This window comes from Amycolatopsis sp. NPDC004368 (assembly GCF_053602515.1).
Window position 1 is genome coordinate 1 of the sequence record NZ_JBSGDT010000052.1, and the last position, 11,801, is coordinate 11,801.

At 70.2% G+C, this 11,801-nt stretch carries 9 protein-coding genes and 2 pseudogenes; 10 read left to right on the forward strand and 1 reads right to left on the reverse strand.

Annotation, left to right across the window (positions count from 1 at the left end; translation table 11 throughout):
• Positions 1-96 precede the first annotated feature (96 nt).
• The 3 genes from ACWEOE_RS39245 to ACWEOE_RS39255 are packed head-to-tail and all read left to right on the forward strand — an operon-like array spanning position 97 to position 2,545.
• The gene (locus tag ACWEOE_RS39245; protein WP_452018440.1) at positions 97-954 is read left to right on the forward strand and encodes an NAD-dependent epimerase/dehydratase family protein; all 858 of its coding nucleotides are present in this window, start codon (positions 97-99) and stop codon (positions 952-954) included.
• On the forward strand, positions 951-1,613 hold the full coding sequence (locus ACWEOE_RS39250; RefSeq protein WP_452018442.1) for an alpha/beta hydrolase: 663 nt from the start codon (positions 951-953) through the stop codon (positions 1,611-1,613). Before ACWEOE_RS39245 ends, ACWEOE_RS39250 begins: the two co-directional genes overlap by 4 nt.
• Positions 1,613-2,545: an alpha/beta hydrolase gene (locus ACWEOE_RS39255; RefSeq protein ID WP_452018444.1), complete on the forward strand. Its 933-nt coding sequence runs from the start codon at positions 1,613-1,615 to the stop codon at positions 2,543-2,545. The genes ACWEOE_RS39250 and ACWEOE_RS39255 overlap by 1 nt, the downstream gene beginning before the upstream one ends.
• Here ACWEOE_RS39255 and ACWEOE_RS39260 read toward each other — a convergent pair.
• On the reverse strand, positions 2,522-3,412 hold the full coding sequence (locus ACWEOE_RS39260) for an AraC family transcriptional regulator (RefSeq protein ID WP_452018446.1): 891 nt from the start codon (positions 3,410-3,412) through the stop codon (positions 2,522-2,524). The two genes, ACWEOE_RS39255 and ACWEOE_RS39260, sit on opposite strands and share 24 nt — an antisense overlap.
• A 180-nt stretch (positions 3,413-3,592) precedes the next feature.
• On the opposite strand from ACWEOE_RS39260, the gene ACWEOE_RS39265 reads away from it, so the two are divergent.
• The 7 genes and pseudogenes from ACWEOE_RS39265 (at position 3,593) to ACWEOE_RS39295 (ending at position 11,768) form a co-directional block, all read left to right on the forward strand.
• Positions 3,593-4,666 carry an aldo/keto reductase gene (locus tag ACWEOE_RS39265; protein WP_452018448.1) on the forward strand — a complete coding sequence of 358 codons (1,074 nt, stop codon included), beginning with the start codon at positions 3,593-3,595 and terminating at the stop codon, positions 4,664-4,666.
• Positions 4,667-4,909: 243 nt separating this feature from the next.
• Positions 4,910-5,134: pseudogene (locus tag ACWEOE_RS39270) on the forward strand (SDR family NAD(P)-dependent oxidoreductase); the annotation flags it as partial.
• A gap of 43 nt (positions 5,135-5,177) precedes the next feature.
• Positions 5,178-5,618, forward strand: a complete 441-nt coding sequence (locus ACWEOE_RS39275; protein WP_452018450.1) for a hypothetical protein — start codon at positions 5,178-5,180, stop codon at positions 5,616-5,618.
• Positions 5,619-5,635: 17 nt separating this feature from the next.
• Positions 5,636-6,211 carry a CGNR zinc finger domain-containing protein gene (locus tag ACWEOE_RS39280; protein ID WP_452018452.1) on the forward strand — a complete coding sequence of 192 codons (576 nt, stop codon included), beginning with the start codon at positions 5,636-5,638 and terminating at the stop codon, positions 6,209-6,211.
• A gap of 31 nt (positions 6,212-6,242) precedes the next feature.
• Positions 6,243-7,232, forward strand: a complete 990-nt coding sequence (locus ACWEOE_RS39285) for a quinone oxidoreductase family protein (RefSeq protein WP_452018454.1) — start codon at positions 6,243-6,245, stop codon at positions 7,230-7,232.
• Positions 7,233-7,666: 434 nt separating this feature from the next.
• The gene (locus ACWEOE_RS39290) at positions 7,667-8,275 is read left to right on the forward strand and encodes a hypothetical protein (RefSeq protein WP_452018456.1); all 609 of its coding nucleotides are present in this window, start codon (positions 7,667-7,669) and stop codon (positions 8,273-8,275) included.
• 193 nt (positions 8,276-8,468) lie between these two features.
• Positions 8,469-11,768 (forward strand): annotated as a pseudogene (locus ACWEOE_RS39295) (error-prone DNA polymerase).
• Positions 11,769-11,801: the final 33 nt, after the last annotated feature.

Genomic DNA, 11,801 nt, shown 5'->3' on the forward strand with positions numbered 1-11,801 from the left:
CCGACGGCTCAGTCATGACAGCCATACCCGAAACCCCCGGGTCCTCCGATCCTACGAACGACCAGATCAAACCCGTACTCGAAAGGTAGGACAGTGATGAAGGTCTTCCTCACCGGTGGTTCGGGTTACATCGGCCGGGCGACGATCGGCGAACTGGTGCGGGCCGGGCACACCGTCGAGGCGCTCGCCCGCAGCGACCGAGCCGAGGCGACAGTGGCGGCCGCCGGCGCGAGCGCGGTCCGCGGCGGCCTGACCGACCTCGACGTGCTCAACCACGCCGCAGCGCGGGCGGAAGCCGTGATCCACCTCGCGCAGGCCACCAGCGGCGAGGAGGACCTGGCGGCCGCCACCGCGATGCAGGACGGCGTCGGCGGCGGCACCTACGTGCACACCGGCGGCAGCTGGGTCTACGGCGACACTGACGGGGTCCAGGACGAGACCGCGCCGTGGAACCCGCCTGCCATCGTGGCCTGGCGGCGGGCGGTCGAAGACGCGGTGCTGGCTCGGGTCGCCGACGGCGGGCGGCCGGTCGTCGTCCAGCCGGGACTGCTCTACGGCGGCGACAACCGCCTGATCGACATCTTCTTCGTCCAGCCGGGCAAGCGAAGCGGCGCGATCCCGTACCTCGGCGACGGCGGTAACCACTGGGCGCTGATCCACCTCGACGACCTCGCCCGGCTGTACGTGGCGGCGCTGTCGGCTCCGGCGGGTTCGGTGTACCTCGGCGTGGGCGGGGTCAACCCGACGGCCAAGGAGGTCGCCGAGGCGTGCGCCCACGCCGCCGGGCTTGGCGGGAAGACCGTCTCCCTCTCCCCGGACGAGGCCCGCGAGCAGATGGGCCCGATCGCCGACGCGTTCGCCCTCGACCAGCGCCTCACCTCGGCCAAAGCACAACGCGAGCTGAGCTGGACACCCGTGCACACCGACCCGCTGACCGAGCTTGCCGCAGAATGAACGGGAAACCGGGAATGGACCGCGGGGCGGTGCTGTGGTCCAAAGAGGAGCGTGCCCGCGGGGCGCGGCCGCTGCTGGTGATGCTGCACGGCTGGAGTTACGACGAAACACACTTGCACCAGCTGATCACGCCGCACTTGCCGGACGAGGTCGTGGTCGCCTCGGTGCGGGCGCGGATCCCCGAAGCCGGTGGCTATGCGTGGTTTCCCAGCGCGGGCAACCCGATCGGTGATCCGCGGCCGCAGGTGGCGAACGCGGCGGCGCTGGACGTGCTGTCGTGGCTGGAGATCGTCGAGGCGCCGTCGATCGGGCTGCTCGGCTTTTCGCAAGGTGCGGCGATGGCGCACCAGCTCATGCGGTTGGCGCCGCACCGGTTCGCCTACTGCGTGAACCTGGCCGGGTTCGTCGTGCGGGACGAGCAGCCCGGCGACGCGGCGCTGAGCGTCACGCGACCACCCGTCTACTGGGGACGCGGGCGCGAAGACCGGGTCATCCCGGCCGGCGCGCTCATGCGAACCGAACGGTGGCTCGCGCGCCACGCCACCGCCGAGGTTCACGTCTATCCCGGACTGGGTCACGACGTCCGCGGTCGGGAGATCGACGACGTGGCCGATTTTGTCGGCAAGCAGATCCGCCGTCCGGTTCTCGAGGAGGAATGATGCGTCACGACATTGAGTTCGATGCCGAAGGGGCGTTGCTGCGAGGCTGGTTCTACGAGGCCGAGGGGGCCGGCGGACCGGCGCCGTGTGTCGTGATGGCGCACGGCTGGAGTTCGACGAGGCGGATGTACCTCGACCGGTTCGCGGAGGTGTTCGCCGCGGCCGGGCTGGCCGTGCTGGTGTACGACAACCGAGGCTGGGGCGATTCCGAAGTGGCACCGGGACAGCCGCGGCACGAGATCGATCCGTGGGTTCAGGTCGGCGACTACCGGCACGCCATCACCTACGCACAGAACCGGTCCGAGGTGGACCCCGACCGCGTCGGTGTGTGGGGGACGAGTTTCTCGGGTGCGCACGCCTACGTCGTCGCGGCGATGGACCGGCGGGTGAAGGCCGTGGTCACGCAGGCGCCGTTCGTCAGCGGCCGCGCGACCTACGCGAACCTGGCGCGGGTGGACAACCAGGTCGTGGGCCCAGACCCGTTCACTGCCGACCGTCGGGCCCGGGCACGCGGTGAGGCCGCCGCGACCATCCCGGTCGTCGGGACCGACCCCGGCCGGCTGGTCGGCCTGCCGACGCGGGATTCCCACGAGTGGTTCACCCATGTGCAGACTGAGCTCGATCCGAGCTGGCCCAACGAGGTCACCCTGCGCAGCCTGGACAATTACTACTGCTACGAGCCGGCGAAGTACCTGCCGGAGGTCACGCCGACGCCCCTGTTGATGATCGTCGGCAGCGAAGACGGCCTGACCGGTGGCAACCTCGCGGCCGTCGCCTACTCCAGCGCGGCGGAACCGAAGGACATCGTCTTCCTGCCGGGTGGTCATTTCGACGCCTACACGGGTCAGGGCTTCGCCGTGGCCTCGCGGGCGGCGCGTGACTGGTTCGTGCGGCACCTGCTGACTCCGCTATTCGCGGACGATCGCCGCTGACTGGAGGCGGAGTGCGTCCTGTCCCGGTGGGGCGCCGAACATCCGCCGGTACTCCCGACTGAACTGCGACGAACTGTCGTAACCGACCGCGTGGCCGATCGCCGCGACGTCGTGCGGCGCCGCGATGAGCTCCATCCGGGCCTTCTGCAGCCGGAGGTGCTTCTGGTACTGGAGCGGGCTCATCGCGGTAACCGCGCGGAAGTGCCGGTTGAGGGACGAGGTGCTGGTGCCGATGTCGGCAGCGAGGTCGTCGATGTGGATCACGCGGTCGTAGCGCGCTCGCACCCATTCGATGGCGCGCGCGACGAGCGCGAGACGGCTGTCGGCCAGGCCGGCCTGCCTCATCAGCGCGGCGTGCGGACCGTTCAGCAGCCGCCAGTGGATTTCGCGCCGCACGCCGGCACCCAGGACCTTGAGGTCGCGAGGGTCGTCGAACAGCCGTAGGAGCCGGACCAGCGAGTCGAGCAGCTCGTCGTCGGCGTCGCTGATCGCCATCCCCGGCCCGTCGTGCGGGCCTGCCGTCACGGGTCCGCCGTCGAGGAGCAGCTGCGCGATCGTCGCGGGCCGCAGGCGCAGGCCGAGCGTGAGGAACGGCTTGCGCGGGCTTGCGTCGATGATCTGGGAGATCAGCGGCAGGTCGACGGTGAAGACCGCAGCCTGGCCGGGGTGGTGTTCGAAGACGCGATCGCCGAGAGCCGACCGCTTCGCCCCCTGCACGACGAGGACGAGCATCGGTTCGGTCACCGAGCTCATCGGTTCGGTGACGGTCGCGGCGGCGAACACCAGCACGTCGCCGTACCAGGCCGGACGCAAGTCGTCGCCCGCCAGCCGCGTGATGCGGCGCCCGAGCTCCGCGAGGTGGCTCACCGTTCGAGTGAAGCACAGCCGCCGCTCACCGGTCCATCCCCACTATCGGGCAGAACTTGAGCGGATCGTGCATCAAGTCGGGCGCATCGATCTAGGTGATCGACATCGGCGGGGGTTCACTGGCGGTGCAGCGAGATGGCCTCGCCGGTGTCTCACCGTCTTGCAACGCGGAGGTCTGCAGTGTCTCTCGACGACTACATCACGCTCGGCCGATCCGGTCTGCGGGTCAGCCCGTTCACCCTCGGCACGATGACGTTCGGGGAAGATTGGGGCTGGGGCGCGAGTTCCGAAGAGTCGAAGAAGATCCTCGAGGCCTATGTGGACCGTGGCGGCAACTCGATCGACACCGCGAACCTCTACAGCAACGGCCACGCCGAACACATCATCGGAGAATTTCTCGCCGAGCGGCCGGGGCTGCGTGATCGGCTCGTGCTCGCCACCAAATTCTTCGGCAACCTCTACGAGAACGACCCGAACGGCGGCGGACCCAGCCGCAAGGCGATTGTGCAACAGCTCGAAAACTCGTTGCGGCGCCTCCGCACGGACTACGTCGACCTGTACTGGCTGCACAACTTCGACCCCGCCACGCCGGTCGAGGAAACCCTACGCACGCTCGACGACCTCGTCAGCGCGGGCAAGGTCCGTTACGTCGGGTTCTCGGACGTCCCGGCCTGGGCCACCGCCGAAGCGGCCACGATCGCGCGGTTGCGTGGATGGGTTCCGGTGATCGCCTTGCAGCTGGAGTATTCCCTGCTGGAGCGGACCTCGGAGGGTGAGCTGATCCCGATGGCCCAGGCGATGGGCATGGGCGTGCTGCCGTGGTCACCGCTGCGGGGTGGGTTCCTGTCCGGCAAGTACTCGAGCGCCACCAAGGCCGACGTCGACACCACCCGGGGGGCGATGCCCGACGATGCCGAGCTGGTCGTGATCGACGCGCTCAACGCCGTGGCCGCGGAAGCCGGTGCCCCGGCCGCGCAGGTCGCGCTGGCCTGGGCGCTGGGGCGGCCCGGGGTCAGCTCCGTCGTGATCGGTGCGCGCCGGCTAGACCAGTTCGAGACGAACCTCGGCGCCTTGGCAGTCACGCTGAGCGAAACCCACCGCGCGGCGCTGGACGAGGTGTCGGCTCCGAAGCTGAACTTCCCCGCCGAAAACAACGCGGTGCTGGCACCGACCCTGCAGTTCGCCGGAGCCACGGTCGACGGCCGCCCATCGACGGTGTCCCCGTTGCTCCGCGCCGACGAGACCCGTTACTGACCGCCGTTCCCGTGGGGAAAGGGCCGAGATGGCAGCACAATTCGCGGGCAGGACAGCCCTCGTCACCGGTGGCGGTTCGCGCGACCGCGCTCGCACTGGCCGCCGAAGGCACGGTGGTGACCGTCGCCGGTCGTACCCGGGAGACGCGTCCGCCGTCGAGGCGGCGGTCGCGGCCGCGATCGCGGACACCGGCCGGCTGGACATCGCCGTGAACAACGGGAGTACCACCTCACCGCCGACTACCCGACCGACATGCTGGACACGATGATCGCGATCAACATCCGCGGTGTCTTCCTGTCGATGAAGCAGATGGCGGCGCAGGGCTTCGGCTCGGTGGTGAACATGTCCTCCGGAGCGGGCCTGGTCGGCGTAGCCGGCTTCTCCGGCTACACCGCGACGAAGGCCGCGGAGATCAGCATGACCAAAAGCTCGGCGCTCGAAGTCGCGCCGCTGGGCATCCGGGTTCAACGCGCTGTGCCCCGGGCTCGTCGAAACGCCGATGATCGCAACCATGGACCCGGCGGCCGAGCCGATGAAGTCGCTCCTCGCGGCGCACCCGGCCGGCCGGATCGCCCAAGCCACCGAAATCGCCGACGCCGTCGTCTGGCTCTCGTCCGACAAAGAAGTGGTGCGCGGCTGCCTGATGCACAACGCCGCCGTGGAATCGGCTGGGACACTGCCGGAGGCCTCGGCGGCGGTCGAGCGGCACAAGCGGGAGTTCGCCGCGCGGCTGGTCGAAACCGCCGCCGAAGCGGGCGCGCCCGGCCCGAAGTCCTGGGCCGACAGCTCGCCGTGCTGTTCGAGGGCGCCAGGGCGCTGGCCACCTCGCTCAACGACATGGGGCCGTTCGAAGACGCCGAAAAGCTGGCGAAGGCGCTCATCGAGGGCGGGGCCCGGCCCGCCTGACCGAGACGGTGACCTCGACCACAGGCCACAGCGAGAAATAGGCTAATGAGTCATGCTTCTTTCATGACTTGGCTCGCGACCGCCCGCTACGGCCTCTTGCCTGCCCCAGGCGCGCTGGGGTTCGTCCATGACCTGCTCAACACCCGGTCCGTCGGCCGGCCGCGGCAGCCGGACCTGCTCGCCGAGGTGACCTCGGCGCAGGAATGGGCCGACGGCGCGCTCGCGGCCTGGACCGGGGAAACCGGTCAGGACGTCCCCGCCGTCGTTCTCGGCGAAGCCGACCTCGACCCGCTTCGCGACCTTCGCGTCGATCTCCACGCGCGGGTCGCCGGATCCGGTACACGCGCACCGGAACACCAGGCCGGAGTGGTGCTCCGCCTCGGCCCGGACGGCCTGGTCCGGCCGGAACCCCGCGGCTCCGGCTGGCGGGCACTGGCGGCGGTCGCGCTGGTCGCAATCGCCCAGGCGCAGTCCACCGACACGTGGCGCCGCCTCAAGACCTGCCGCAACCCCCGGTGCGAAGCAGCATTCTTCGACCGCTCACGCAACAACAGCGGCACCTGGCACGACGTGCGCGTCTGCGGCAACCCGGCCAACCTGCGCGCCTACCGCGCCCGACAGCGCACCGAAAACAACTGACCGAAGCACACCTATTTCGGAGAACGTCACCATGCGAGCGATCCAGTACGACCAGTTCGGCAGCTACGACGTCCTCCGGGCCGTCGACGTCCCCGTCCCGGCGCCTGCCGAAGGCCAAGCCCTCGTGCGGCTCACCTTCGCCGGCGTGAACCCGCTGGACGACACCATGCGCAGCGGCAAGCTCCCCGCGGCGGCCGTCAAACCGCTGCCGATCCGCCCCGGCGGGTTCGGCGTCGGCGTCCTCACCGAGCCGGGCGCGAGCGGGCTCCCGGCCGGCACCCGGGTCATCCTCAGCGGCGGCCGGTACGGCGTGGGCGCCGACGGCGCGTGGGCCGAGTACATCGCCGTCGACCCGCGGCACGTCGTGGCCGTACCGGACGGTGTCGACGACACCGCCGCGGCCGCGCTCACCGCCGCGACCGGACACCTCACCGCCCACCTGGCGCTCACCGAGCTCGCCGGGTTCCGCCCCGGGCAGTCCGTGCTCGCACCCGGCGTCGGCGGCGGAGTCGGCCAGGGCGGCGTGGACGTCGCCCGGGTCCTCGGCGCGAGCGCAGCGATCACCACCGCCACCAGCACCGCGAAGGCCGAGCGCGGCCGCGCGCTCGGGTTCGAGGTGATCGACCTGTCCACCGAATCCCTGCGCGACGGCGTGCACCGCCTCACCGGCGGCAACGGCGTCGACGTCGTCCTCGACGGCATCGGCGGGGCGGTGACCGGTGCGGCGCTGGGCGCGCTGGCCGTGGACGGCACGCTGGTCAGCATCGGGTACGCGGCGAGCACCCGCGCCGAAATCGACGTCACCGACCTCATCTGGAAGAACGCCCACATCCACGGCTTCCGGTTCGCCCTGTTCACCCCGGAACAGATCAACGCCGCGAACACGCGCCTGCTCGATCTGCTCGCCCGCAAGGAGATCACACCCCTGGTCGACCGCGTGTTCCCGCTCGAGCAAGCCGCGCAGGCACAACGCCACCTCGCGGAGGGCGGCCCATTCGGCCGCGTCCTCCTGGCGATGTAGCCGTCAAGGAGTGCCAGTGGCCGTTCTGCTGCCAGCTCTCATGCCCCCGGCCAAGGCTGGGCCGGCGCTGCTGTGGCGCCCAGTGACGCCGCTAACCCGAGATGCTCGCTAAGCCGAACGGATGATCAGTACGGCTCGAATAACGCACCCTTGAATATGTGCTTCACCCCGGCAGTCGATGCACGACGGCCGCTGTACAACCGCCAACGCGCGCATATCGGACAGCGCCTTGGTGGTGGGCGTTGCGCGCGCAACCGCCCGGTGCGTCCGCCTCGGACAAGCTCGCCGGCGTCGGCAGCCCCCGTCTGGTTCACTGCGCCCCGCGACGTCGTGGCTCGGCCCAGACTCCGTTGTTGCCGGGCGGAGCTGCACTGTCATTCGCACCAGCAAATAGCTCGGTGTCGTTTCAGCGGGTCCGAGCTTAGCTTCGAGCGATGGCGAACGAACTGACCATTCCGCTCCTGCCCTGTCCCTCCATCGACGAGATCGCGTCGTTCTACGAGATGCTCGGCTTCGAGATCACCTATCGGCAGACGCGGCCGAACCCGCACATCGCGGTGCGACGGGAAGACCTCAACCTTCACTTCTTCGGGATGGACGACTACGACCCGGCGCAGTCGTACAGCACGTGCCTGGTCATCGTTGCGGACACCAGCGAGCTGTTCGAGGCGTTCGCGGCGGGGATGCGGTCCGTGCACGGAAAGCTGCTCCTCTCCGGCATCCCGCGCATGACTCGGCCGCGGCTGCGCAACGACCGGTACACCGGGTTCACCGTCGTCGATCCGGGCGGCAACTGGATCCGGATCCACCAGGCCGCCAAGGAACCCGAGGCGCAGACCAAGCTCGCCAAAGCCATGGAGAACGCCACGCGGCAGGCGGATGCCCGCGGCGACGAACGCCAGGGGCTGAAGATCCTGGAAGGCGCGTTGAAGCGGGCGACCGGCGACGAACCGGAGTTTCAGGCGGTGCGGGAGTACCGCGACGAGCTCGTCGAACGGATCAAGGGATCTGAATCGGCTCCAGGCGTGTCAGCGCGACCCTGACCAGTGTGGCGGTCGCCGGCATCCACAACGATCTTGGTGACAGATAGCGCTCACACGTGACAACTCACGCTCACAGGCACGGTGACGACGAGCATGTTGCGATCAGTGCACGTCAGAGGCGCACTCTAGAACACGTGTTCGATGAGAGATGCCTGCCGGCTTCCCCCTGGTGACGAAGTGCGGGGAGCTGTGCATGGCCGCGTTCAACAACCCTGCGGTGCCGTGGCGGGAGATCGAGCGCCTGGCCTCGGGCCGGGCCGCGCCGCCGGTGCACGGTGATGGCGGGGACTCGCCGGCGTGGTCGCGCAAGCGCGACGGCTATCGCCCGCCGTCGGGTCTGCTGCGCCGACCTGCCGGGAAGTTGATGCCGCTCGCGTCCCGTACGCCGAGCTGCACACGCACTCGTACTGCTCCTTCCTCGACGGGGTCTCCTCCCCGGAGGCGCTGGTGGAGGAGGCGGTGCGGCTGGACCTGGACGCCGTCGTGCTGACCGACCACGACGGCATGTCCGGCGCGGTCCGTTTCGCCGAGGCCGGACGGGACCTCGGCATCCGCACCGGGCACGGCGCCGAGCTCTCCCTCGGCCTGCCCGAGCCGCAGGGCGGCACGGCGGATCCGGTCGGCACGCACCTGCTTGCTCTGGCCCGCGGCCGCACCGGCTACCAGCGGCTGTGCAAGGTGATCTCTCACGCGCAGCTGGCCGGTGGGGAGAAGGGCCGCCCGGTTTACGACATTGAGGAGGTGGTGGAGGAGCTGCGCGGGCACGTGCTGGTGCTGACCGGCTGCCGCAAAGGCGCGGCGGTAGCCGCGGTCGAGCTGCGGAAACTGGTCGGCCACTTCGGGCGGGAGCACGTGGCGGTGGAGCTGATCGACCACGGCCAGCCGCTGGATTCGGTGCACAACGACCTGCTGGCCGCGATGGCGGACGAGCTGTCGTTGCCGACGGTGGGTGTCGAACAATGTCCACTTCGCCCGCCCGGAGCAGGAGCGGCACGCCGCGGCGGCGGCGGTGCGGGCGCGCCGCTCGGTGGACGAGCTCGAGGGCTGGCTCCCGGTGGCCGGCACCGCGTTCCTGCGCGGCGGCGCCGAGCAGCACCAGATCTTCGCCCGCTACCCGGGCGCGGTGCAGCGGGCGGCGCTGTTGGGCACGGAGGTGGCGTTCGACCTCGCGCTGGTCGCGCCGAAGCTGCCGCCGTTCCCGGTGCCGGATGGGTTCGCCGACGAGACCGCCTACCTGCGCCACCTCACCTACGAGGGCGCCCGGATGCGCTACGGGACGCGCGCGGAGAACCCGAAGGCATACGCCCAGCTCGACCACGAACTGGCCGTGATCGAGCAGCTCGGGTTCCCCGGTTACTTCCTGTGGTGTGGGACATCGTGCGGTTCTGCCGCGAGGCCAACATCCTGGCTCAAGGCCGCGGGTCGGCGGCGAAATCGGCGGTGTGCTTCGCGTTGTTCATCTGCCACGCCGACCCCGTGCAGGGGGCTGCTGTACGAGCGCTTCCTGGCGCCCGAGCGGGACGGGCCGCCGGACATCGACGTGGACATCGAGTCCGACCGCCGCGAGGAAGTGATCCAGTACGTCTACGCCACCCACGGCCGCTTCCACGCCGCCCAGGTCGCCAACGTGATCAATTACCGGGCCCGCTCGGCCGTGCGCGACGCCGCCAAGGCCCTGGGCTACTCGCCGGGCCAGCAGGATGTGTTCGGCAAGGCGGTCGACCGCTGGTCCAGCGTCGCGTCGGCCGGCACCGCGGGCGAGCAGGGCCACGGGATCCCCGACGACGTCCTCGAGGCCGCCGCGTGGCTGGAAGACACGCCCCGCCACCTCGGCGTGCACTCCGGCGGCATGGTCATCGCCAAAACGCCCGTGTCCGAGATCGTGCCGGTCGAGTGGGCCACCGCCGCCGACCGGTCGGTACTGCAGTGGGACAAGGACGACTGCGCCGCGATCGGCCTGACGAAGTTCGACCTGCTCGACCTCGGGATGCTCTCCGCGCTGCACTACATGATCGACCTCGTCGCGGCCCATCACGACGTCCACATCGGCCTGCATGACCTCGACCTGGCCGATCCGAAGGTCTACGACATGTTGTGCGAGGCGGACGCGGTCGGGGTGTTCCAGGTCGAGTCCCGCGCCCAGCTCGCCACCCTGCCCCGCCTGCGGCCGCGCCGGTTTTACGACCTCGTCGTCGAGGTCGCGCTGATCCGGCCGGGCCCGATCCAGGGCAGCTCGGTCCACCCCTACATCCGCCGCCGCCGCGGCGAAGAACAGTGGGAACACGCGCACCCGCTGCTCGCCCCGGCGCTGGAACGGACGTTGGGGGTGCCGCTGTTTCAGGAGCAGGTCATGCAGATGGCCCGCGACGTCGCCTCGTTTTCACCTCCGCCGAGGCCGACCAGCTGCGCCGCGCCATGGGCGCCAAACGCTCCAGCGCCAAGATGCGCCGCCTGGCCGGCCGTTTTTTCGAGGGTGCCGCCGCGAACGGGGTGCCGCCGGAACTGGCGGCGCGGATCTTCGAACAGATCCGCGCCTTCTCCGGATACGGCTTCCCCGAAGCCCACTCGATGTCCTTCGCGCTGCTGGTCTACGCCAGCGCCTGGTTCAAGCGCTACTACCCCGCGGCGTTCTGCGCCGGGCTGCTGCGCGCGCAGCCGATGGGCTTCTACTCCCCGCAGTCCCAGGTCGCCGACGCCCGCCGACACGGGGTGCACGCCCATACCCCGGACCTCAACCTGTCCCTACCGCACGCCACGCTCGAACCGGACCCGGAGTCCCAGGGGTAAGGTGGCAATCCGGCTCGGGCTCGCCGGGATCCGCCAGGTCGGGCAGGACGTTGCCGAGCAGATCGTCGCCGAACGCGACACCGCCGGCCCCTACACCTCGATCGGGAACCTAACCGAGCGCGTGCAGCTGGACCGGCCCGTCGTCGAAGCCCTGGCCACTGCCGGGGTGTTCACCGGCCTCGGCCCCGACCGCCGGGCCGCGCTGTGGGCCGCGAGCGCGGCCGCGACCACCCGCGCCGAGCACCTGCCCGGCCTCGCCCTCGGCCACGACGCGCCGGCGCTGCCCGGCATGACCGCGTTCAAGCTCTCCTCCGCCGACCTGTGGTCCACCGGCATCACCGCCGACCGCCACCCCGTCCAATTCCTGCGCGGCCACCTCGACCGGCTCGGCGCCATCCCCACCGGACAGCTGCTCGACGTCGCCGACGGGACCCGGATCAAGGTCGGTGGCGCCGTCACCCACAAACAACGCCCCGCCACCTCCGGCGGCATCACCTTCCTCAACCTCGAGGACGAGACGGGCATGTGCAACGTCGTGGTGTCCGTGGGGCTCTGGCGAAAATGCCGGCACACGTGGCTCAACAACTCGGCGCTGCTCGTGCGCGGCATCGCCCAAGTCGGCCAGGGCAGCGTGTCCCTGGTCGCCGATCAGGTCACCCCGCTCGACCTGAAGAGTCTCGCGGGGACGTCGCGGGACTTCCGGTAACGACGCCAACTCGGACGACGTGTCCAAGCGGCG